The following is a 23,026-nucleotide window of genomic DNA, read 5'->3' on the forward strand; positions in this document are numbered from 1 at the left end:
ATGTCCGTTCCCGTTTCCCCCAAGCGTAACGCTTTGCTCGCGGCTGCCCGCGAGCGCATCCTGGTGCTCGACGGCGCCATGGGCACGATGATCCAGGGCCTGCAGTTCGACGAAGCCGCGTTCCGCGGCGCGCGGTTCGCGGACTTCCACCGCGACATCAAGGGCAACAACGATCTGCTGATCCTGACCCAGCCCGATGCGATCACGGACATCCACGCCGCATATCTGCGCGCCGGCGCCGACATCGTCGCGACCAACACCTTCTCCTCGACCTCGATCGCGCAGGCCGACTACGACATGTCGGACCTCGCCTATGAGCTGAACCTGCAGGGCGCCCGGCTGGCGCGCACCGCCGCCGAGCGGGTGAGCGCCGAGGACGGCAAGCCGCGCTTTGTCGCCGGCGCGCTCGGCCCGACCAACCGCACCGCCTCGATCTCGCCCGACGTTTCCAATCCCGGCTATCGCGCGGTGACCTTCGACGATCTGCGCAAGGCTTACGGTGAACAGGCCAAGGGCCTGCTCGACGGCGGCGCCGACCTGCTGCTGGTCGAGACCATCTTCGACACGCTGAACGCCAAGGCGGCGCTGTACGCGATCTCCGAGATCATCGAGGAGCGCGGCATCGACGTGCCGGTGATGATTTCCGGCACCATCACCGACAAATCCGGCCGTCTGCTTTCCGGGCAATTGCCGGAGGCGTTTTGGCATTCGGTGCGGCACGCCAGGCCGATCACGATCGGCTTCAACTGCGCACTCGGCGCCGAAGATCTGCGCGCGCATATCGCCGATATCGGCCGCGTCGCCGACACGCTGGTCTGCGCATACCCGAACGCCGGCCTGCCCAACGAATTCGGCCAGTATGACGAGACGCCGGACTACATGGCGCGGCTGATCGGCGAGTTCGCCGCCGCCGGCCTCGTCAACATCGTCGGCGGCTGCTGCGGCACCACGCCCGACCATATCGCGGCGATCGCCAAGGCCGTCGCCCCGCACAAGCCGCGCGTGGTGCCCGAGATCGCGCCGCGGCTCAGGCTGTCCGGCCTCGAGCCGTTCACGCTGACCGACGCCATTCCGTTCGTGAATGTCGGCGAGCGCACCAACGTCACCGGCTCGGCGCGCTTCCGCAAGCTGATTACCGCCGGCGACTACACCGCCGCGCTGCAGGTCGCGCGCGACCAGGTCGAGAACGGCGCGCAGGTCATCGACGTCAACATGGACGAAGGCCTGCTCGATTCCGAAGCGGCGATGGTGACGTTCCTCAACCTCGTCGCCGCCGAGCCCGACATCGCGCGCGTGCCCGTGATGGTCGATTCCTCGAAGTTCCACGTCATCGAGGCCGGCCTGAAATGCATCCAGGGCAAGCCGATCGTGAACTCGATCTCGCTCAAGGAAGGCGAGGAGAAGTTCATCCACGAGGCGACCGTCGCCAAGCGCCACGGCGCCGCCGTGGTGGTGATGGCGTTCGACGAGACCGGCCAGGCCGACACGTTCAAGCGCAAGACCGAGATCAGCAAGCGCGCCTACGACATCCTGGTCGGCCGGCTCGACTTCCCGCCCGAGGACATCATCTTCGATCCGAATATTTTCGCGATCGCGACCGGCCTCGAGGAGCACAACAATTACGGCGTCGACTTCATCGAGGCGACGCGCTGGATCCGGGCGAATCTGCCCGGCGCCCACATCTCCGGCGGCGTCTCCAACCTGTCGTTCTCGTTCCGCGGCAACGAGCCGGTGCGCGAGGCGATGCACTCGGTGTTCCTGTATCACGCGATCCATGCCGGCATGGACATGGGCATCGTCAATGCCGGGCAGATGATCGTCTATGACGACATCGACCCCGAGCTGCGCCAGACCTGCGAGGACGTGATCCTCAACCGCGACCCCGGCGCCTCCGAGCGGCTCTTGGCGCTGGCCGAGAAATTCCGCGGCAAGGAGAAGCAGACCAAGGAAGCCGATCTCGCCTGGCGCGAATGGCCGGTCGAGAAGCGACTGTCCCACGCGTTGGTGCACGGCATCACCGAGTTCATCGAGCAGGACACCGAGGCCGCCCGCCAGAACGCGTCCCGTCCGCTCGACGTCATCGAGGGCCCGCTGATGGCCGGCATGAACGTGGTCGGCGACCTGTTCGGCGACGGCAAGATGTTCCTGCCGCAGGTCGTGAAGTCGGCCCGTGTGATGAAGCAGGCCGTCGCCTATCTGATGCCGTTCATGGAGGAGGAGAAGGCCCGCAACCTCGCCAACGGCATCACCGGCGGCCGCAACGCCGCGGGCAAGATCGTGCTCGCGACGGTGAAGGGCGACGTCCACGACATCGGCAAGAACATCGTCGGCATCGTGCTCCAGTGCAACAATTTCGAGGTCATCGACCTCGGCGTCATGGTGCCCGCCAACAAGATCATCGAGACCGCGAAGGCCGAGGGCGCCGACATCATCGGCCTGTCCGGCCTGATCACGCCCTCGCTAGACGAGATGAGCTTCCTCGCCGGCGAGCTGCAACGGCAGGGCATGAACCTGCCGCTTTTGATCGGCGGCGCCACCACGAGCCGCGTGCACACCGCCGTGAAGATCGACCCGAACTATCCGGGCGGCCCTGTCGTGCATGTCAATGACGCGAGCCGTGCCGTCGGCGTCGCGTCCTCGCTGCTGTCCGCCGAGAAGAAGCAGGCCTACGCCGCCGAGGTGCGCGCCGAATACGCAAAAATCTCGACGGCGCATTTCCGCGCCCAGGCCGACAAGAAGCGGCTGAAGCTTGGTGAGGCCCGCGCCAACAAGGTCGCGATCGACTTTGCGGCGGCGCCGCCGAAGAAGCCGGCCTTCTTCGGGTTGAAGAGCTTCGACGCCTACGATCTTGCCGAGCTCGCCGACTACATCGACTGGACGCCGTTCTTCCAGACCTGGGAGCTGACCGGCCGCTTCCCGGCGATCCTCGACGACCCCAAGGTCGGCGAGGTCGCCCGCTCGCTCTATGCCGACGCGCGCCAGATGCTGGACACCATCATCAAGGAGAAGTGGTTCACCGCCCGCGCCACCATCGGCTTCTGGCCGGCCAACGCAGTCGGCGACGACATCGAGGTCTATGCCGACGAGAGCCGCGCCAGGAAGATCGCGACCTTCCACACCCTGCGCCAGCAACTCGAGAAGCGCGAGGGCCGCTTCAACGCCGCGCTGTCCGATTTCATCGCGCCTGTCGAGACCGGCGTGCCAGACTATATCGGCGGCTTCGTCGTCACTGCGGGGATCGGCGAGGATGCGGTCGCCGACCGCTTCAAGAACGCCAATGACGACTACTCCTCGATCCTGTGCAAGGCGCTGGCCGATCGTCTGGCCGAAGCCTTCGCCGAGCGCATGCACCAGCGCGTGCGCAAGGAATTCTGGGCCTACGCGCCCGACGAGACCTGGTCGGCGGACGAACTGATCCTCGAGAAATATGACGGCATCCGCCCGGCACCCGGCTATCCGGCGCAGCCCGACCACACCGAGAAGCGGACGCTGTTCGCGCTGCTCGACGCCGAGAACACCGCCGGCGTGAAGCTGACCGAGAGCTTTGCGATGTGGCCGGGCTCGTCGGTCTCTGGCCTGTACTTCTCGCATCCCGAAAGCTTCTACTTCGGCGTCGGCAAGATCGAGCGCGACCAGGTCGAGGACTACGCCGCGCGCAAGGCCATGACGGTCGCCGAGATCGAGCGCTGGCTGGCGCCGGTGCTGAACTACATCCCCTCGCAGGACGGCGCCAAGGGACCGGCGATCGCGCCCGCCGCGACGCCCGCCAACGACGCGGAGCTGGCCTCGCATCCGCAGGGCTGCACCTGCGCCGTGCATCTCGCCTGGCGCAAGAAGAAGGTGGGGGCTGGGTAGGCCTTTCTTCCCTTCTCGCCTTGTGGGAGAAGGTGTCGCGGACAAAGTCCGCGGCGGATGAGGGCTCCCTATCCGCGGAGACAGACCCCTCACCCGTCCGCGATGCCTTTGCATCGCGTCCACCCTCTCCCACAAGGGGAGAGGGGAAGAAATGCGGGGTGCACTCCATGCAATTCTTCTCGTTCTGGCGATCGCTGGCGAGCTTTCGGGTGCGGATCGCGCTCAACCTCAAGGGCGTGGCCGCCGACGTCGTCTTCGTCGATCTCGATGCGGACGCGCATCGCACTGATGCCTATCGCAAGATCAACCCGCAGATGGCGCTGCCGGCGCTGGTGACCGACGACGGCACGGTGCTGTTCCAGTCGCTCGCGATCATCGACTGGCTCGACGAGACCTACCCGAGCCCGCCGCTGCTGCCGGCGGATGCGCTCGGCCGCGCCCGGGTGCGCGGGCTGGCGCTGATCGTCGCCTGCGAGGGCCATCCACTGCTGACGCCGCGGGTGCGGCGCTATCTCGACCGCGAGCTCGATCTGCGCGACAGCCAGCAGAACGCGTGGCGGCGGCACTGGACGATCGAGACGCTGGCGGCGCTCGAGGGCCACCTCGCCGGCCACAAGGCGACCGGCCGGTTCTGTCACGGCGATGCGCCCACCCTTGCCGACATCTGCCTGGTCGGCCACGTCACGGCGGCGATCAACCAGCAGATCAACCTGTCGCCCTGGCCGACCGTGAAGCGCATCCACGAGACCGCCATGGCGCTGCCGGCGTTCGCCAAGGCGCATCCGTCCGCGCAGCCGGATACGCCGGAAGCGATGCGGGCGAAGTAGCTTGCGGACGCGCTGCAAGGGACAGGCAGAGGCGCAGACGTGTGCGCGGTTCTCTCGATCGTCGTCCCTGCGAAAGCAGGGACCCATACGCCGCGGCGGATGTTGTGGATGGGACTCGTCGTTCCAGCATCGTTCAACAATCAGTATTTGTGGTTATGGGTTCCGGCCCCCGTGCGCAATTGCGCACCAGGCCGGGACGACGGTGAGGATGAGCCGCAATTCCGCGGCGGTTGTTGTAGAGGCGACTCGTCGTTGCAGCACTGCTCAACAATGACCATCGGTGGTTATGGGTCCCTGCTTTCGCGGGGACGACTCCGAATGTGTAGCGTCGTCTGTGACACACTTCCGCGTTCTCGCGACATGATCTATCCTAGCTTTGCATCTCATTCCGCCCTCCCTTGAACAGAGGGCGCAAGGAAAGCCGGGTGCCGATCGCACCCATGGGCCCCGAGCAATGGGTAGAAACAGGGAGCCTGCAGGGCGCGCTCACCTCACGCTCGCCATGTTCCGACCGATGCGATCTCTGACCGTTTGCGCGATCGCCGCCGGAGCTTCGTCGGGGATCGCGAAGCACGAGCTCGCGTTGATCTCGCAGAGCACATAGGTGTCGGCACCATCAGCATCGCGTGGACCGTAGAGGAAATCGGCATCCCAGATCACCGGCAGCGACGCTTCATCGATCGTCAGCGCCGCCATCAACTGCGGGATCCATTCGTCCTCCATCAAGCTTCGCAGTGCCTGGAATTGCGGCGCGTCAGGGCCATGCATGATGCGCGGTCCGGGTTGGGCTTCAGGTGAATCCGGACCTTGCGGGGGCGGCGGGATCAGGGCCTTGATCAATTGGTGTCCGAAACCCGCGACCTTCGCTCCGCTGACATAGCAACGGATCATGCCCTCGGGCAGGCGCGGCTGGAATGCCTGATCGATGATGCAGCCGCCCCAACCGAAATACGGCGCGCAGCGTGCCATGAAGTCGCCCAGCGGCATTTCCTCCGGCTGGCTGCCGCGCAGCGCATGCAGCACGCGAATCGTCGCGTCGGTCTTCGGCACCGTTTCCACCTTCCAGACGCCCTGCCCGCCATTGCCGCGGTTCTGCTTGAGCACGCGCGGACCAGCCGCGCGCAAGCGCGGGGGAAATTCGGCGCGGAACGCATCGACCGTGGCGTATCGATGGGTGTCGGCGCCCCAGCCCAGGTGACGCGTCCGGTACAGCACGTCCTTGACGCCCATCTTGAGGATGACGTCGGGATGCGCGCTGACCCACGGTCCCTCTGCCGCGACCTCGCGCAGCAGCGGATCGAGGGCGGCGCGCGTCTTGCCCTGATGGATCGGATCGACCCAGACGAGAACGCCGTCCATCGTCAGCAATTGGTCGCGGACGGCATCGGCGAATGTCTCGTCATAGACGACGGGAACGGCCTCGATGCCCGAAGCGGCGAGCGCTTCGAAGACGCGGACGAAACGGCTGTTTTGTCGGGTCGCCTCCCGGCGCGACGCGGCGTCGCCACGCGACAGGATGGCGATTTTGCAACGACGATTTTCGGAACGACGACGTGTGTGTGGTTCGGTGTCCATGTGAAAGCTCCACGACGGTGAATGTCGCGCAGAGCTTGGACCGAGGTCTCACGGGGAGTCTGCCTTGTCCCCTTGAGGCAAATCTAGGCCACCGCGCGCAGGTTTCAAGGTGGAAGTGGAGCGAAGCGGATCAGGCCGTGATCCCGTGCAACCCGAGCCAGCCCGTATAGAGGCCGACGAGCACGATCAGCGCGGCCGACACGTAGGGCGCGCGATGGGCAAAGCGGCTGAAACCGGCCCAATGACGTTCGACATGACGCAGGCTCAGCGCGGCCGCAACACCGGCAGAGACCATGGTGAGCGCAAGCCCGATGCCGAAGCAAAGCACCAGCACAAAGCCGAGGCTGAACTGCTTGAGCTGGAGACAGAGCAGCAGCACGGTGATCGCCGCCGGACACGGAATCAGCCCGCCGGTCAGGCCGAACAGGATGATCTGCCATGTCGTCACGGTGCGTCCGGCAAAGCGCTTGCGGATGTCGGCGGCGTGCGCGCGCGCATGCGCGTCGTCCTCATCGCCGAGATCCATATGCGCATGGTCATGCTCCTCGAACAGGACTTCCGCCACGTCCGCGCGGACCGAGACGCGCGCCTTGAAGGCATGCGGCTCCGGAATTTCGTCGATGCTTTCCAGATAGCCATCCCTGCCCGCGAAGCGAAAGCGTTGCTCGCTGCCGTCGGGACGGATCGTCACGACATCAACATCGCCGGCCGCCGGCAGCGCTCCAGCCTCGCTTCGCAACCGCCAGCGCGGCGGCGCGCCGTCCTCGAAGACCTCGAGCGACAGCGATTGTCCGGCCAAGACAAGCTGGCGCGTCTCGTCGTGATGATGGTGATGATCGTGTTCGGCCGCCTGCTCGCGCCAGGTGCGCCAGGCCATCCAGGCCGCGATCGCGATGATGATCACCGCCGACGCCAGTTGCAGCCAGGCTTCGCTGCGTTCTCCGGACCATTGCTGGCCGAAATGAAGTCCGGCGAGCGCAACCAGCCAGACGATGGCGGTGTGCGAGATCGTCGCCGCCAGGCCGAGCAGCACCGCCTGCACCACCGTGCCGCGGATCGCGATGATGAAGGCCGCCATCATCGTCTTGGAGTGGCCGGGCTCGAGCCCGTGCAGTGCGCCGAGCAGGATCGCGCTGGGCACGAACAGCCACGCATGCGCGCTGCTCTGCTGGAGCAGCTGAGACAGGTCGGTCATGGTACTCACTTCAAATAGGTACGAACGACGTCGATCAGGTCCGCGGCGCCTTGCGCCTTCTCGGGATCCTTCTCGTGAGCGGGATCCACGACGTGATGACGGATATGGTCCTCGAGCAATTCCGCGGTCAGCCCGTTGATGGCGCCGCGGACCGAGGCCACCAGCATCAGCACGTCGGCACAACCAATCTCGGACTCCAGCGCGCGCTCGACGGCCTCCAGCTGGCCCTTGATGCGGCGAACCCGGCCGACGAGCTTGGACTTGTGCTTGATGGTATGCGACATGAACGTAATATAGGGGGGTACCCTATATTGGTCAACCATGCTGTCGGCCGGCCGGGCGCGCATCGAGACATGGCGGCGGGATGTCAGCGGCGGGCGTCAGCCCATGCTGCCGGGCATGAAGCAACGCGCCTTCGGGTGACCGTCTATGTAGTAGGGCCACACGATGGGTCGGCCGGACAGGTTCGGTCCGGGCACGACGGCTTCGTTCGGAACGTCAACCCACTCGCCATCGATGCGCACCCGATAATGGCCATTCCTGGTTTCCCAGTCGACGTCGTCGATGTGCTGCGCATCCGTGCCATCGCAGCAGGGACCCTTGCTGCTATGCAAGCCCTCGTACCAACCGTTCAATTCGGGGTGCTGGTGATCGTGGGCGAGAGCGCCGCCGGTTGTTGTGATGAGCAGCATAACGACAAGAGCAACAGGCGTCGCATGCCAATAATGACTGTCCATCAATCGGCATTGCTCCAATGAATGCAGGCGGGAGCGCGACACGTTCGCGGTGTCGGCATCTACCTGAGTTGGTCCCTGCCACCGCGCAACTCGGCAGCGAATTGTATGTTCCTATTCGCAACTCGCCGGAGGTGGAGAGGTGACCCGATCGGCCTGAGTCCACGGCTGCTTGTTCCAAGCTACGCGATGAAGTTTTCGTGACTGTCGATCGGCGATAGCTGCGGGATTTGGCAAAGTCAGGTTGACAGCCTGGAGATCAGGGTTTTTGATGTGTGTACGGGGATGTGCGATCTCCCCGCGAGGCGACATGCCCAAGAATCGCGTCCTGTCACCAAGGACGCACCATGTCGTCATACACATCGATCTCATCCGAAAAATTATCCCGTCTCATCGGCACGGCGAAGGCGCCGACGCTTGTCGACGTTCGTCTCGATGAAGATTTCGCCGCCGATCCGCGCCTGATTCCGGGCGCGGTCCGCTACTCCCATCTCGGCGTCCAGGACTGGGCTTCCCGCCTCACCGGCCAGTCGGTGGTCGTGGTCTGCCAGAAGGGACAGAAGCTTTCCGAAGGCACCGCCGCCTGGCTCCGCTGCAGCAACATCGCGGCCGAGATTCTCGAGGGCGGCCACCTCGGCTGGCGGGAAGCGGAGCTACCGACCGTTCCCGCCGACAAGATTCCAAAACGCGACGGGCGGGGTCGCACCGTCTGGGTGACGCGATCGCGGCCGAAGATCGACCGCATCGCCTGTCCATGGCTGATCCGCCGCTTCGTCGATCCCGCGGCCGTGTTCCTGTTCGTCACATCGGCGGAGGTCGAGGCGGTCGCCGAACGGTTCGACGCCACGCCGTTCGACATCGAGAACGTGTTCTGGAGCCACCGCGGCGAGCTCTGCACCTTCGACGTGATGGTCAAGGAATTCGGACTCGCGACGCCGGCGCTGGAGCGGCTCGCGACGATGGTGCGGGCGGCCGATACCGCGCGGCTCGAGCTTTCGCCGGAGGCGCCCGGGCTACTCGCCGCCTCGCTCGGCCTGTCGCGCATGTTCGACGACGACCTCGAACAGTTGAGCGCCGGGCTGCTGCTCTACGACGCCTTCTACCGATGGTGCCGCGATGCGACCAAGGAGACGCACAACTGGCCGACCAGCAAGGTGAAGCCATGACCGACGTCGCAACGACAGCGAAGGCGCGCGGGCATGAGCCCGCGCACGGCATCTCCTTCAACGAGGCGCTGCTGGTCTGGATACGCGTCGCCATCCTGAGCTTTGGCGGGCCGGCTGGCCAGATCGCGGTGATGCATCGCATCCTGGTCGAGGAGAAGAACTGGATATCGGAGGGGCGTTTCCTGCACGCCCTCAATTACTGCATGCTGCTGCCGGGGCCGGAGGCGCAGCAGCTGGCGACCTATATCGGCTGGCTGCTGCACCGGACGCTCGGCGGCATCGTGGCGGGCGGATTATTCATCCTGCCCGGCATCTTCGCCATCATGGGCCTCAGCTATATCTACGCGGCATATGGCAATGTCGGGTTTGTCGAGGCGCTGTTCTTCGGCCTGAAGGCGGCGGTGCTGGCCATCGTGATCCAGGCCGTGGTGCGGGTCGGCAAGCGCGCGCTGCGCAACCGGGTGATGATCGCGCTCGCGGCGATCGCCTTTGTCGCGATCTTCTTCTTCGCCGTGCCGTTTCCGCTGATCATCGGCGCCGCCGCGGTCACAGGGCTGGTCGGCGCACGCCTCGGCCGGAGCGAATTTGCGGCGATCGAGCATGGCGGCAAGAATTCCGCCGTGATCGACAGCATGCTCGGTGAAGCGGTGCCGGACCATGTCCGTCCCAACGCATCGCGCACTCTGCGGGTCGGCGCCATCTGGCTCGCGCTCTGGCTGGTGCCGGTGTTCGCCCTGCTGATTGCCTTGGGACCCGGCGACGTGTTCACCCAGATCGCGATCTTCTTCAGCAAGATGGCGATGGTGACGTTCGGCGGCGCCTACGCCGTGCTTGCCTATGTCGCGCAACAGGCCGCCGACTATTATCACTGGGTCAGCCCGCGCGAGATGCTGGACGGGCTCGGCATGGCCGAGACCACGCCCGGACCGCTGATCATGGTGGTGCAGTTCGTGGGCTTCATGGCCGCGTTCCGCGAGGCAAGCGGGCTGTCGCCGATGTTGGCCGCCACACTCGGCGGGTTGCTGGCGACATGGGTGACGTTCACGCCGTGCTTCCTGTGGATCTTCGTCGGGGCGCCCTACATCGAGGCGCTGCGCGGCAACAAGGCGCTGGCGGGCGCGCTTTCGGCGATCACCGCCGCCGTGGTCGGCGTGATCCTCAATCTGTCGATCTGGTTCGCGCTGCACACGCTGTTTCGGCAAACATTCCCGGTGCACGGGCTAGGCCTGTCGTTCGACGCGCCGGTGCCCGCTAGCCTCGACTGGCCGGCGCTGGCGCTGTCGATCGCCGCCGCGATCGCGATCTTCCGCTTCAATGCGGGGATGCTCAGCGTCCTCGCCGCCTCCTGCATCACGGGCATACTGCTGCGCCTCGCCGGCATCATCTGAGCGGAACGGCGCGCAGCTTGAGAACCTGGGGCAGCACAACACAACCAGGAGAACAACCATGCAGAAACGAAAACTATCCCGCCTGATCCTTGCGCTCGCGATCGCGGGCGGCGCCCTGCCCGCCTACGCCCTGACGCAGGACGAGTTGGTCGCGAAACTTCAAGCTGCCGGCTACGCCCAGGTCACCGACGTCAAGTCGACGGCCGAGGGCACGACGGCGAAGGCGATGAAGAACGGCAAGCCGGTGCGGCTCGTGATCGACAGCAGCGGCCAGGTCAAGGAGCGGGACTGAGCTCCCGCGCGCGCGAAAGTCGTCAACCGATCGATGGAGTGACAATCATGATGAGAGCAATTGTGGTTCTGTGCATGGCGGTGCTGGGGCCGGGCGCAACCCTGGCAGCGCCGGCTGCCCTCGATGAGCGGCAGGACGCGGCCGTGACAATGCAGGCGGCGATGGTCTACCCGCAAGGGAGCGAGACGCTGCGCGGCGTCGTCGATCGCGTCGATGAACCCAACGACACGCTGCTGATCCGGTTATCTCCGGACCGGATCGAACGGTTCAAGGTCCAGGACGGCCTGATCTTCAATGCCGTCCGCTTCGGCGATCCCGTCGAAATCGCGGTGCAGAACATCGCCGGGTTCCGCACCATTGTCGGGCTCTCGAAGCAATAGAGCCACGATCCGAAGCATCGAAAGAGATTCAAGGGAGCAATCCAATGCGACACACGATTTCGGCGCTGATCGGCGTCAGTGCCTGTCTCTTCGCCACAGGCGGGAGCGCGCAAAAGATCGACTGGCAGGTGTTCACCGAGCCGTTCGTCTCGTCGGCACATGCGCAGGCGATCGACTGGCAGAAGGTCGACGACACGCTGGGCAGAAAGCCCGCCGTGACCGGTGACGTGCATCGCTACGGTTTTCCGCGGAGCGATCTGACGGTGACGCTCGACGGCATCACCATCAAGCCGGCGCTGGCGCTCGGCGGCTGGGTTGCCTTCAAGCCCATGCACGACGACGTCATGGCGATGGGCGACCTGGTGCTGCTCGAATCCGAAATCAACCCTGTGATGCTGAAGATGATCGGAAACGGCCTGCAGATCACGGCCGTGCACAACCATTTGCTCGGCGCGAGCCCGGCCACCTTCTACATGCACGTCGCCGGCCACGGCGACCCGGTCAAGATCGCCGCCGCGATCCGAGATGGCCTTGCGGAAAGCAAGACGCCGCTCAAGGCCGCAGCGCCGGCCGCGCCGCCGCCGACCATCGATCTCGATACCGAGCAGCTCGATCAGATCATCGGCGTCAAGGGCCAGGCCAATGGCGGCGTCTATCAGTTCAATGTGCCTCGTCGCGATCCGATCACTGAAGAGGGCATGGCGTTGAGCCCGGTTGGCCCGATGGGCGTCGCCATCGGCATCAACTTCCAGCCGACCGGCGGCGGCAAGGCGGCGATCACCGGCGATTTCGTGCTGACAGATGACGAGGTCAACCCCGTCATCATGGCGCTGCGGACGCACGGCATCGACGTCACCGCGCTGCACAGCCACATGCTGGACGAACAGCCGCGCCTGTTCTTCATGCATTTCTGGGCCAATGACGACGCCGTCAAGCTCGCCAAGGGCCTGCGTGCCGCGCTCGATAAGACGGCCACGACAAAAGGCTGACCCTGGTCTCGGAGGGATCAACTATGCGAAGCCTCACGGTCATGTCCATGGTTGTCGTCGGAGTTCTTGTGGGCATGGACGCTGCGATCGGCCAGACCAGCTGTCAGGTCTGCGCCGATCAGCAAAAGGCGTGCATGAAGAACTATGCCGGGCCAACCTGCAAGTCCGAGTATCAGATGTGCAAGAAAGCCTGCAAGAAGTGACAGGGGCGCCCTTGGGCTGAAGTGAGATGCTGACGATGCGCACGCTGCTCAGGAGTGCCCGCGTGATGCTGCGCATTGCCGCCACATTGCTTGCGATCGCGCTGACATCGGCTCGGCCGGCGCCGGCGGACGATGGCAAGATCGTCGTCTTTGTCTGCCTGCACGGCGTGGTGAACAGCCAGATGGCGGCGGCCTATTTCAACAAGGCTGCCCAGGAGCGCGGATTGCGGTTCGGGGCGGTCTCACGCGGCATCGACCTTTATCGGTCGGTGCCGGTCAGGGTCCAGGATGGCCTGGCACTCGATGGCCTGGAGGCGGCCAACACGCCGCAACAGCTGACCATCGACGACATGGCTGCGGCAGACCAGGTGGTGGCGTTCGATCAGATACCCGCCGAGCAGCGCGGACGGGCCGACGTGACCTACTGGTCCGGCATTCCCTTGGGTATCGATGATTATGAGTCGGCCCGGGATCAGATCGTCCGGCGCATCGACGCCCTCATTCCGACGCTGGCAGCGGCAACCGAACCGGCAGGAGACAAGACGCCTCTCCAGCTCGAAACGAAGATCCTGCTCGGCGATGTCCGCGGTCGGATCGATCACCTGGCGGTCGACCTGAAGCGGCAGCGACTGTTCGTGGCCGAGCTCGGCAATGACAGCGTCGGCGTCGTCGATCTGGCGGCGCGCAGTTTGCTTCGAACCATTACCGGATTGAGCGAACCCCAAGGCGTCGGCTATGAGCCGTCGACCGACACCCTCTACGTCGCCAACGCCCGCGATGGATCGGTGCGGCTGTACGGTGCCAACGAGTACAAGGCGACCGGACGAATCGAACTCGGCAGCGACGCCGACAACATCCGGATCGACGCGGCCGCCAAGCGCGTCATCGTCGGTTATGGCGATGGTGGCCTGGCAGTCGTCGACCCGTCCACCCGGACCAAGGTTCGGAGCCTACCTCTTAAGGCACATCCGGAAAGCTTCCAGCTTCAGCCCGATGGTGGGCGCATCTTTGTCAACCTGCCTGACGTGCGAGCCGTCGCGGTGGTGGACGTTGCTTCCGGAAAACAACTCACCAGCTGGCCATTGGACAAGGGCGGTAATTTCGCGATGGCCATCGATCACGAACGAAGCCGCGTTCTCCTGGTGTATCGCAGTCCGGCCGAGCTTGCCGCCTTTTCGACCGACGGCAAGGCGATTGCAGCCGCCGGCACTTGCGGCGATGCCGACGACCTCTTTGTGGATGCAAAGCGCGGACGCATTTACGTGAGCTGCGGCGGTGGATACGTCGATGTATTTGAGATTGATGGAGCGGCCTATCGAATGATCGCGCGCCTGCCGACGGCGACGGGCGCACGAACATCGCTCTTTGTGCCGGAGCTGGACCGTCTGTTTGTTGCGGTCCGCGCGGGGCCTGCGGGACCGGCGGCAATCTGGGTGTTCAAGCCAATGCCTTGAGATCGACTTTGTGGGGAGACGGCGCATGTGGAAACGCAGCCGGGGCTTTCGCAGCTGCTCGATAGGCCTTGCGCCGAGCTTCATGGCCGCTTGGGGACTGATCGCATGGTCCGGCCCCGCCTCGGCCTATCGCCCCTTCGATGGCACCGATGCCGCCGTTGCCAGGAAGGGGGAGATGGAGGTCGAGTTGCAGCCGGCAGGACGTTTGCGTGATGAGAGCGGAACAAGCCTGATCGCGCCGGCCTGGGTTCTCAACTACGGTCTGAGCGAGGATTGGGAAGCCGTCTTCGAAGGCCAGGGACAAACGTCGCTCTCTCCGCCCGGCCCAACCAGCCTGACCGCAGCCGGAGCGTTTCTCAAACACGTGGTCGTACCCGGCAGCCTGCAGGACAAGACCGGTCCGAGCATTGCGACCGAATTTGGCGTCCTTCTTCCTGACAGCACCGGCAATTCGGGGGTTGGCGTCAGTCTGGCCGGCATCGTCTCGCAGCGCTGGGATTGGGGCACCATTCACTTGAACGCCGAGACCGCCATCACCCGCGACCATCATGGCGACGTGTTCGTGGGTGCGATTGTCGAAGGGCCAACGACCTGGACGGTGCGCCCCGTCGCCGAGATATTCTACGAGAACGAGTTTGGAAAGGAGGAGACGTTCTCGGGGTTGGTCGGGCTGATCTATCGTGTGCGCGACGACCTCAGCTTCGACATCGCGGTCCGGCACGCGCTCACCGGAGGCCATCCGGTAAACGAAATACGTGCGGGCTTGACCTTCGGCTTTCCGCTTTCCTTCTTCGAACGTCACGCCACGCGCCAGGCGCAGCCAATTCCGCCTCGCTAGCTACTGGCGGTCCCGGCTCTCAGAATGGGCGCGCCAATCGCGGCCGACCGTTTGATGCTCGTCGGGGGTGGGTGCCTTGCCGGCGTGGTCCTTCTCGCCGCCTTCGGCCTTCCAGTCACGCCCGATCTTGACGTCCTCGGCACGACTGCGATCCTGCTCGCGGGTTTGCTCCGACTGATGCGGCGGTTGGGCCTGCTGGACAGGCGTAGATTGTGCCTTCACATCGCTACCGACGAATGCAAAGGTCAGCACTGCTGCGGAGATGAATGCAACCGGTGTGGAGTTTTTCATGGCGTTGTCCTTTCCTCTTGCTCCGCACTAACGCTCCGTCATCGCCTTTGTTCGGAAACAAACGGCCTTCTGGCTGCACATGGTGGTCGGAACCGAGCGCTCTGCACGCGAACAGTGACGGTCAATATTTCGGCCGGTGCGAAGTGGCCCATTCGCGCGCGTGTTCGATCGGCACCCGCTGCACGGCGGCGCGAACCTTTTGCGTTGCGGGCAGATTGTCCATGCGCTCCCGCCAGCGGCAGAATGCCGGGAATTTCGGATACATCGACTGCCCTTCGGCGGTGAGGCTGAAGGCGAACGTGCTGGGCAGCAGATAGAAATCCGCAATCGAGAGCTCGTCCCCAAGCAAAAAATCCTTGCCGTGCGCAAGCTGGCGCTCGGCCACCGCAAGCCCCGTCTCGACCTTGGGCAGCGCATGTGCCACGACTTTCTCGTCGGGGGCGATGCCGAGCTCCGGGAAAACCAGACGCTCATGCGTCACGTGGTAGATCATGTAGGGGTAGTAATAGCTGTTTACGGCGCTGATCCACTGGTTCATGCGCGCCCGCGCCTTGATGTCTTTCGGCGTCAGCGACACGCCGCCAAAGGCTTCGTCGACATAGGCGACGATTGCGCTGGTTTCATAGACGGTGAGATCACCGTGCTTAAGGATCGGGACGCGGTCGAACGGGTGGAGCGCCAGGTGATCGGGTTTTCCCATCACCGGCTCAAGGTCTTGAAATTGGTAGGCCACGTCCTTGTGCGTCAGGATCAGGCGGACGATGTTGACAAAGGTACTGCGTGGAAAGCCGTAGACGATTGGATCGGACATCTGTTTTCTCTCTTTTGATTTTTGTCTGTCAGCGCCAGAACGGTTTGGCAGCTTCGCGCAGCGCCTCCTCGCGCGTCAGGCGAAGATCGCGAAGCAGGCGCGGATCATCGGCAATCTCGCGTAGCGCCATGCGCTGAAACGGCCGGTCAAGCCAGTTCCACCATCCTGGGCGCCGGAAGCCTGGTGACGTTCCTGAGCTGGATTGGTGAACTGGAGTGGCCGGATCGGCGGCGGGCACCGGAGGGATCGACCATATATCGGTTAAAAGGACGGACACGACAGGCTCCAAATTGCTTGAAATGCTTCACTGGAGCTGTTCAATAATGGTGCGGGGCGGTTTCCCGCAAAGCATCGTTTCTCGTGCCTGCCCTAATTTTTCTCATGAAGTCGTGCGATGCGCCCACGCCTTCCGTCGCTCAATGCCCTGAAGGCCTTCGAGGCCGCCGCACGCCACGAGAGTTTTACGCGCGCGGCCGAAGAGCTTTGTGTCACGCAGGGCGCGGTCAGCCATCAGGTGAAAGCGCTGGAAGCGGAGCTCGCGATCAAGCTGTTCAACCGCGAGCGCCAGCGCCTGATCATCACCGAGGCCGGGCGCGACTATCTCGCTGTCGTGCGCGACGCGCTCGATCGCATCGCGATCGGCACCGAGCGGCTATTGCTGCGGCAGAATACCGGTGTGCTCACGGTTTCGACCTCGCCGGATTTTGCTGCGAAATGGCTGGTGCACCGGCTCGGCCACTTTGTTGAGGCGCATAGCGGCATCGACCTGCGCGTCTCCGCCACGCTGCACCACGTCGACTTCGCGCGCGAGGAAGTGGATCTCGCGGTGCGCCATGGCGACGGTAACTGGCCGGGGCTTGACGCGGTGCGGCTGAGCCCGGAGCGGCTATTTGCCGTGTGCAGCCCAAAGCTATTGTCCGGCAAGCGACGCCTGAGCAACCCCGCTGACATCCTGAAACTTCCGCTGATCCATATGGACAGTCGCGCCGACTGGAAGAACTGGCTTCAGGAAGCGGGACTTGACGATGCTGCCGCCACGCATGGCCCGGTCCTCAATCGCGCCAGCATGGTGATTGATGCCGCCATCAATGGGCAAGGCATTGCGCTGGCGCGCACCACGCTGGCGGCATGGGACCTCATCAACGGCCATCTGGTACGTCCATTTCCGCAGGCGCTGGCGTTGTCGAAGACCTACTGGATCGTCTGCCCGAGGGCGACCGCAAACCTGCCGAAGATCGTGACGTTTCGCGACTGGTTGCTCTCGGAGGCCGCAAGCGACCTGCGCCGGCTCAAAAACCTCGGCGGAACCTCTCATCGGCTGACGTGAGTGCCGGCAGGCTTCCAAATGCATGGAACAGCGTTGCCGCACTCGCGATTGTCGTGGGACGCACGACCCACCATGCATGGAGTCCGATCATTGCTGAAGCTGTACAGGTCGGCGACCTCCGATTGGCGGAGTATCGGCGCGGAATTGCCGTCCGAGATCATCTGGATCGATCTGCTCGAACCCACCGAGGACGAAAAGCAGTTCGTCGAGCGCGCGCTCGACATCCGCGTCCCGTCCGAGCGATCGTTGAGCGAGATCGAGGCATCGAGCCGACTGATCACCGATCATGACCGGCTCTATCTGAGCTCGCCGGCGGTGCGGCTCGACGACAACAACGAAGCCGAGATCACCAATATCGGCTTCGTGATCGGCCCAAAGGTGCTGGTCACGGTAAGGTTTGCGCAGCTGACCACGTTCGACGACGTCATGAAGCGGATCGGCACCGACAAGAGCCTGCAGAACGGCATGTGCGTGTTCACTGCGCTGCTCGAGGCCATGATCGATCGCGGCGCCGACGTGCTGGAGCATCTCGGCGCCAAGACCGACAGGCTGTCGCGGGGCGTCTTTAGGGGCGGCCTGGTGCGGAGCAAGCGTCCGGTGCGCTCCAGCCGCAAGCTGCGCGAGGCGCTGGAGAACATCGGCGAGCTCGCCGATCGCCTGGCGAAGGCGCGCGACGTGCTGCTCGGCGTCGGCCGAGTCGCGAGCTTCGCCGATGACGTCGGCAATGAATGGATCACGTCGGCATCGAAGCGCCGGCTCGAGGCCGTCTCCAAGGATGTGGCTTCGCTGGGTGATTACGAGACCCGGCTGTCGGACAAGATCCAGCTGCTGCTGGACGCCGTGCTCGGCTTCATCAACATCCAGCAGAACGACCTGTTCAAAATCCTGACCATCGTGTCGGTGGTCGGCGTTCCCCCGACCATCCTGGTCGGGGTCTGGGGCATGAATTTCAAGGAGATGCCGGAGCTGAGCTGGACCTTCGGCTATCCCTTGGCCTGGGCCGCGATCATCGCCAGCGGCATCCTGCCGGTGCTCTGGTTCAAGCGGCACGGCTGGTTCGACTAAACAAGCGAAGTTGAAACGCCGCCGCGTTATCCGCGTTGAGAACCTGCCTGCGAGTCTATAAATCTGAAGCTGCCCCACTCGCCCATTTGGCGTGGTCATCCCCCACCGAAGAGTTCAGCCTATGCGCCCCTACATCATCTGCCACATGGGCACGTCGATCGACGGCCGGCTTCATCCCAGCCGCTTCACCAAGGCCGCCGCCGGCATCCCGGCCGAGGTGCTGCGCGGCCACTACGAAAGGATCCATGACGGCTTCAATGCCGATGGATGGATCATCGGCCGCGTCACCATGAACGAGATGGCCAAGGGAACGGAGCGGCATATCGCCAACCCACTGAGGCTGCCGCGCGAGGCGCATCTCGGCAACCGTAACGGCCGCAAGCTTGCTGTCGGCATCGATCCGTCGGGCCGCGTGCATTTCGGCAAGGACAATGTCGGCGGCGATCACGCCGTCGCAGTGCTGGGCGAGCAGGTGTCCGATGCACATCTCGCCGAGCTGCGCGAGGACGGTGCGTCCTACATCTTTGCAGGCACGAAGGGCGTCGATCTGCCGGGCGCGATGGCGCAGCTCGCGTCGCTGTTCGGCGCCAGGACGCTGCTGCTCGAAGGCGGCGGCGGAATCAACGGCGCCTTCCTGAAGCATGGGCTGATCGACGAATTCAGCACGCTGATCTTTCCGGCGGTCGACGGCGTCGCCGGCTCACAAAGCATCGTCGACTATCACGGCCCCGACGACGACCGCCCAGGCGCCGGACAATCGCTCCGGCTCACCCATTGCGAGACGCTGGAAGGCGGCATGGTCTGGCTGCGTCACGCGGTAGAGCGCGCGCCCGATTGAGCGCGCCTATGGCTTGGGATTCTCCACCCAGCCGGTCCGGCACGCAGCGACAAAGAACGCGACGCCGCGCGCGACATGGGCATCGATCTCGGGATCGAGCGCCTTCAGATCCACCTCAAACAGCGCCCGGAGCAGCATCGGCACCGCGATGATGTCGAGGAACATCCGCGCCGTGGTCGGCAACTGCTCCGGCGCGAAGGCCGGCAGCTTGCCGAGCTCGTCGGATTGCGTCAGGTCGCGCAGCAGGTGAATGCCGAGCTCGGTGCTGAGCGCGCGCGCCCTGCGGTTGACGTTGGCGGCGAGATCCGGGAACCGGTGCGCCTCCGCGATGGCGAGCCGCATCAGGCCGATCCGGTCGGCATCGAAGCCCCAATGCAGCAGGGTCGAGGCAACGCTGGTGAGGCGCTCCTCGATGTTCGCACCGACCGGCGGATCGGCCTTGAACTCGGCGATGCGTGCCAGGATGTCCCGCGTCACCACTTCCGTGAACAGCGCCCGCTTATCGCGGAAGCGCGCATAGATCGTCCGCTTGCCGGAGCGCGCGGCTTCCGCGATCTCGTCGATGCTCGCGCCCTCGAACCCGCGCTGGAGGAAGACCTTGCGCGCGGCATCGAGAATCCGCGCATCGACCTCGCCGGCGAGCTCCTTCGGCGGCCGGCCGGCGCGCACCTCGACCGGCCTGGTTTTCGGCGCCCGCGCGCTTCTTCAGGGTGCTGGTGGTCATCGCATCGACCCGGGTTCGATGGGCCGGTCAGGCCGGCAATATCAGGCAATATAGCCTTATCACATCTTGTTGTAAATAGAACGATACAGTTCCGTTTCTATTGACGGCGCACGGCGGCGGGACTATTTGCCGTATAGAACGGAACGGTACCGTTCCCTTTTGCGAAGGCCTTGCAGACCTCGCCTGACAGCAGGAGCCGCCATCATGTTTGAAGACACTGTCTTGGAGCGCGACCAACCGGAGCATGAGGTTATCGAGGGTGCCCCCTCGGCGCCGGCCTCGCATGAGCCTGACCGGCCCGCGGTCACCGCACGGGCTCCGGCGCAGGAGCATCCCGCGGGCAAGCAGCCCGCCCCGCCGGCAACAATCCCGCCGGAGGTCATCGGCAAGGCAACACGGCGCAGCTTTCTCCGCCGCCGTCCGGTCGTCTCCGCGATCGGCGCCGTGCTGCTCGCCGCAGCGATCGGCGGCGGCTATCTCTACATGGACTACAGCGCGCATTTCGAATCCACCGACGACGCCTTCATCGCGGCGCGGCAGTCGGCGCTCGCGCCGAAGATCTCCGGCTACATCACCGCCGTCCCGGTCACCGACAACCAGCATGTCGCGGCCGGCGACGTGATCGCCCGGCTCGACGACCGCGACTATCGCGTCGCGCTGGCGCAGGCCGAGGCGCAGGTCGCGGCCGCGCGCGCCAGCATCGAGAATGTCGATGCGCAGCTCGACGTGCAGCAGGCGCAGATTGCTGCCAATCAGGCGCAGGTCGACCAGGCGCAGGCGGCGCTGGTGTTCGCCCAGCAGCAGGCGACGCGCTACCAGCATCTGGAGCAATCCGGCTACGGCACGGTGCAGAATTCCGAGCAGTTCACCTCGCAGCTGCATCAGCAGCAGGCTGCGCTGCTGAGCGCGCAGGCGACGCTCAACCTCGCGCAGCGCCAGGTCGAGTCGCTGAAGGCGCAGCGCAAGAGCGCGGTCGCCAACCTCGCCCAGGCCGAGGCGCAGCGCGACCAGGCCAAGCTCAATCTGTCCTATACGACGGTCACCGCCGCGCAGCCGGGCCGCGTCGTCAACCTGTCGGCCGCGGTCGGCCAGTTCGCCCAGGCCGGCACCAACCTCACGATGTTCGTGCCCGACCAGACCTGGGTTACCGCGAACTACAAGGAGATCCAGCTCGACAAGATGCGGCCGGGCGAGTGCGTGACGATGAAGATCGACGCCTATCCCGGACGCACCATCCAGGGCCATGTCGAGAGCGTGCAGCCGGGCTCCGGCACCGCGTTCTCGCTGCTGCCGGCGCAGAACGCCACCGGCAACTACGTCAAGATCGTGCAGCGCGTGCCGGTGAAGATCGTGATGGACAACCCGCCGGCCGACGTCGCGCTCGGCCCGGGCATGTCCGTCGTCCCGACGGTGCGGATCGATGCCGCGCCGTCCCTCTTCGAGCGCCTCGAGAAGTCGAGCCTCGGGAGGCTGTGATGAATGCCGCCGCCATCGACGCCAAAGGTTTCTCGACTCCGAATGTCACCGTCAATCCCTGGCTGATCGCCATCGTGGTCGCGCTCGCGAGCTTCATGGAGGTGCTCGACACCACCATCGCCAACGTGGCGCTGCCCTATATCGCCGGCGGCATGGGCGTGAGCGAGGACGAGGCCTCCTGGGTGGTCACCACCTATCTGGTGTCCAACGCCATCATCCTGACCGCCTCCGGCTTTCTCGCCCGCACGCTCGGGCGCAAGACCTTCTTCCTGATCTGCCTCGGCATCTTCACGGTCAGCTCGATCCTGTGCGGTTTTGCGCCCAATCTGAACGCGCTGCTGCTGTTCCGTATCCTGCAGGGTCTTGGCGGCGGCGGCATGGTGCCGGTGGCGCAATCGATTCTCGCCGATGCGTTCCCGCCGGCCAAGCGCGGGCAGGCGTTCGCGGTGTTCGGCATTGCCGTCGTGGTGGCGCCGGTGGTCGGGCCGACGCTCGGCGGCTGGCTGTCCGACAACCTGTCCTGGCACTGGTGCTTCCTGATCAACGCGCCGGTCGGCGTGTTCGCGATCGCGCTGATCGCCGCCGTGCTGCAGGAGCCCGCGATCGCGAAAGCCGAGGGAGCGCAGCCCCAAGACAACAGGTTCGACTTCATCGGCTTCGCGCTGGTCGCGACCTTCCTCGGCGCGCTCGAGGTGGTGCTCGACCGCGGCCTCGAGGACGACTGGTTCGCCTCGCCCTTCATCATCACCTTTGCGGCGATCTGCGCCGCGGCGTTCGTGCTGATGATCCCGTGGGAGATGACCCGGCGCAATCCGATGATCGACCTGCGCATGGTCGCAACCCGGCAGTTCGGCGCCTGTTTCCTGGTGATGCTGGCGACCGGCGCCATCCTGCTCGCGACCACGCAATTCTTGCCGCAGCTGGTGCAGCAGGATTTCGGCTACACCGCGACTTGGGCCGGCCTCGTGCTCTCGCCCGGCGGCGTCGTCACCATGATGATGATGTTCGCGGTCGGCCGGCTCGCCGCCAGGGTGCAGCCGAAATACCTGATCGTTGCCGGTGCGCTGGTGATCGCCGCCTCGATGTACAGCATGACCAACGTGTATGGCGATCTCGGCTTCTGGTTCATGGCGCGCTCGCGCATGCTGATCGGCGTCGGCCTGCCGCTGATCTTCGTGCCGATCATGGCGGCGTCCTATGACGGCATTCCCGCCGGGAAGACCGACCAGGCCTCCGCGCTGATCAACGCGGCGCGCAACACCGGCGGCTCGATCGGCGTCTCGATCGTGTCCAACGTGCTGACGCATCGCCAGCAATTCCACCAGAGCCGGCTGGTCGAGCAGGTGACGCCGTCAAGCCCGCAATACCAGGACACGCTGCACCAGGTCACCGACTTCTTCGTCGCCCAGGGCAATTCGCTGGCGCAGGCGCATCAACAGGCGATCCAGTGGATCGGGCAGCAGGTGCAGACCCAGGCCTCGTTCCTGTCCTACATGGATGCGTTCTGGGTTTTGATGTTGATCTCGCTCTCCGCCATCCCGCTGGCGCTGACCTTGCGCAAGGTCAAGCTCGGCGGCCCCGCTCCCATGGGTCATTGA

Annotated in this window: 23 protein-coding genes; 15 read left to right on the forward strand and 8 right to left on the reverse strand. The window is 64.9% G+C overall.

From position 1 onward, the window contains the following. The gene (gene metH, locus ACVWY5_RS35125; RefSeq protein ID WP_028334657.1) at positions 1-3,855 is read left to right on the forward strand and encodes a methionine synthase; all 3,855 of its coding nucleotides are present in this window, start codon (positions 1-3) and stop codon (positions 3,853-3,855) included. Between the two features lie 167 nt (positions 3,856-4,022). Further along, positions 4,023-4,682: a maleylacetoacetate isomerase gene (maiA, locus tag ACVWY5_RS35130; RefSeq protein WP_028334656.1), complete on the forward strand. Its 660-nt coding sequence runs from the start codon at positions 4,023-4,025 to the stop codon at positions 4,680-4,682. Positions 4,683-5,168: 486 nt separating this feature from the next. On the opposite strand, the gene ACVWY5_RS35135 is transcribed toward maiA, so the two are convergent. From ACVWY5_RS35135 to ACVWY5_RS35150, 4 genes are all read right to left on the reverse strand, one after another. Continuing rightward, positions 5,169-6,257, reverse strand: coding sequence for a Cj0069 family protein (locus tag ACVWY5_RS35135; protein WP_028334655.1), 1,089 nt, complete (start codon positions 6,255-6,257; stop codon positions 5,169-5,171). Positions 6,258-6,387: 130 nt separating this feature from the next. Continuing rightward, positions 6,388-7,452, reverse strand: a complete 1,065-nt coding sequence (locus ACVWY5_RS35140; RefSeq protein ID WP_028334654.1) for a nickel/cobalt efflux transporter — start codon at positions 7,450-7,452, stop codon at positions 6,388-6,390. 5 nt (positions 7,453-7,457) lie between these two features. Further along, on the reverse strand, positions 7,458-7,736 hold the full coding sequence (locus ACVWY5_RS35145) for a metal/formaldehyde-sensitive transcriptional repressor (protein WP_028334653.1): 279 nt from the start codon (positions 7,734-7,736) through the stop codon (positions 7,458-7,460). Positions 7,737-7,832: 96 nt separating this feature from the next. Beyond that, entirely contained in the window at positions 7,833-8,189 is a 357-nt protein-coding gene (locus tag ACVWY5_RS35150) for a hypothetical protein (protein WP_244482372.1), read from the reverse strand. A gap of 344 nt (positions 8,190-8,533) precedes the next feature. On the opposite strand from ACVWY5_RS35150, the gene ACVWY5_RS35155 reads away from it, so the two are divergent. The 8 genes from ACVWY5_RS35155 (at position 8,534) to ACVWY5_RS35190 (ending at position 14,896) form a co-directional block, all read left to right on the forward strand. Beyond that, a complete protein-coding gene (locus ACVWY5_RS35155; RefSeq protein WP_028334651.1) occupies positions 8,534-9,352 on the forward strand; it encodes a sulfurtransferase/chromate resistance protein in 819 nt (272 codons plus the stop codon). Beyond that, positions 9,349-10,740 carry a chromate efflux transporter gene (gene chrA, locus ACVWY5_RS35160; RefSeq protein ID WP_028334650.1) on the forward strand — a complete coding sequence of 464 codons (1,392 nt, stop codon included), beginning with the start codon at positions 9,349-9,351 and terminating at the stop codon, positions 10,738-10,740. Before ACVWY5_RS35155 ends, chrA begins: the two co-directional genes overlap by 4 nt. 58 nt (positions 10,741-10,798) lie before the next feature. Next, complete coding sequence (locus tag ACVWY5_RS35165; RefSeq protein WP_028334649.1) at positions 10,799-11,032, forward strand: hypothetical protein; 234 nt, start codon at positions 10,799-10,801, stop codon at positions 11,030-11,032. A gap of 74 nt (positions 11,033-11,106) precedes the next feature. Next, on the forward strand, positions 11,107-11,412 hold the full coding sequence (locus ACVWY5_RS35170; protein ID WP_028334648.1) for a hypothetical protein: 306 nt from the start codon (positions 11,107-11,109) through the stop codon (positions 11,410-11,412). A 44-nt stretch (positions 11,413-11,456) separates the two neighbouring features. After that, on the forward strand, positions 11,457-12,401 hold the full coding sequence (locus tag ACVWY5_RS35175; RefSeq protein ID WP_028334647.1) for a DUF1259 domain-containing protein: 945 nt from the start codon (positions 11,457-11,459) through the stop codon (positions 12,399-12,401). A 41-nt stretch (positions 12,402-12,442) separates the two neighbouring features. Further along, positions 12,443-12,604 (forward strand): hypothetical protein, encoded by a 162-nt coding sequence (locus ACVWY5_RS35180; RefSeq protein WP_321176667.1) that lies wholly within the window; start codon positions 12,443-12,445, stop codon positions 12,602-12,604. A 35-nt stretch (positions 12,605-12,639) separates the two neighbouring features. Beyond that, a complete protein-coding gene (locus ACVWY5_RS35185) occupies positions 12,640-14,058 on the forward strand; it encodes an arsenate reductase/protein-tyrosine-phosphatase family protein (RefSeq protein WP_321176666.1) in 1,419 nt (472 codons plus the stop codon). 25 nt (positions 14,059-14,083) lie between these two features. After that, a complete protein-coding gene (locus ACVWY5_RS35190; RefSeq protein ID WP_244978707.1) occupies positions 14,084-14,896 on the forward strand; it encodes a hypothetical protein in 813 nt (270 codons plus the stop codon). Here the strand turns inward: ACVWY5_RS35190 and ACVWY5_RS35195 are convergent, their stop codons facing one another. The 3 genes from ACVWY5_RS35195 to ACVWY5_RS35205 all read right to left on the reverse strand — a co-directional run bounded on the left by ACVWY5_RS35195 (position 14,897) and on the right by ACVWY5_RS35205 (position 16,275). Next, complete coding sequence (locus ACVWY5_RS35195; RefSeq protein ID WP_028334644.1) at positions 14,897-15,187, reverse strand: hypothetical protein; 291 nt, start codon at positions 15,185-15,187, stop codon at positions 14,897-14,899. It abuts the gene before it with no gap. Positions 15,188-15,308: 121 nt separating this feature from the next. Continuing rightward, positions 15,309-15,998, reverse strand: a complete 690-nt coding sequence (locus tag ACVWY5_RS35200; protein WP_028334643.1) for a glutathione S-transferase family protein — start codon at positions 15,996-15,998, stop codon at positions 15,309-15,311. 28 nt (positions 15,999-16,026) lie between these two features. Beyond that, positions 16,027-16,275 (reverse strand): hypothetical protein, encoded by a 249-nt coding sequence (locus ACVWY5_RS35205; RefSeq protein ID WP_321176665.1) that lies wholly within the window; start codon positions 16,273-16,275, stop codon positions 16,027-16,029. A 117-nt stretch (positions 16,276-16,392) separates the two neighbouring features. Between ACVWY5_RS35205 and ACVWY5_RS35210 the strand changes: the two genes are divergently transcribed. The 3 genes from ACVWY5_RS35210 to ACVWY5_RS35220 all read left to right on the forward strand — a co-directional run bounded on the left by ACVWY5_RS35210 (position 16,393) and on the right by ACVWY5_RS35220 (position 19,228). Continuing rightward, positions 16,393-17,325, forward strand: coding sequence for a transcriptional regulator GcvA (locus ACVWY5_RS35210; protein ID WP_028334642.1), 933 nt, complete (start codon positions 16,393-16,395; stop codon positions 17,323-17,325). 90 nt (positions 17,326-17,415) lie between these two features. Next, the gene (locus ACVWY5_RS35215; RefSeq protein ID WP_028334641.1) at positions 17,416-18,390 is read left to right on the forward strand and encodes a magnesium transporter CorA family protein; all 975 of its coding nucleotides are present in this window, start codon (positions 17,416-17,418) and stop codon (positions 18,388-18,390) included. Between the two features lie 121 nt (positions 18,391-18,511). Next, positions 18,512-19,228 (forward strand): dihydrofolate reductase family protein, encoded by a 717-nt coding sequence (locus ACVWY5_RS35220; protein ID WP_038377546.1) that lies wholly within the window; start codon positions 18,512-18,514, stop codon positions 19,226-19,228. Between the two features lie 6 nt (positions 19,229-19,234). Here the strand turns inward: ACVWY5_RS35220 and ACVWY5_RS35225 are convergent, their stop codons facing one another. Beyond that, complete coding sequence (locus tag ACVWY5_RS35225; RefSeq protein WP_038377558.1) at positions 19,235-19,897, reverse strand: TetR family transcriptional regulator; 663 nt, start codon at positions 19,895-19,897, stop codon at positions 19,235-19,237. 259 nt (positions 19,898-20,156) lie between these two features. Here ACVWY5_RS35225 and ACVWY5_RS35230 point away from each other — a divergent pair, with 259 nt between their 5' ends. Further along, on the forward strand, positions 20,157-21,428 hold the full coding sequence (locus ACVWY5_RS35230) for an efflux RND transporter periplasmic adaptor subunit (RefSeq protein ID WP_456671749.1): 1,272 nt from the start codon (positions 20,157-20,159) through the stop codon (positions 21,426-21,428). Further along, positions 21,428-23,026 (forward strand): DHA2 family efflux MFS transporter permease subunit, encoded by a 1,599-nt coding sequence (locus ACVWY5_RS35235; protein WP_028334638.1) that lies wholly within the window; start codon positions 21,428-21,430, stop codon positions 23,024-23,026. The genes ACVWY5_RS35230 and ACVWY5_RS35235 overlap by 1 nt, the downstream gene beginning before the upstream one ends.

It is taken from the genome of Bradyrhizobium sp. USDA 3256 (assembly GCF_054058275.1).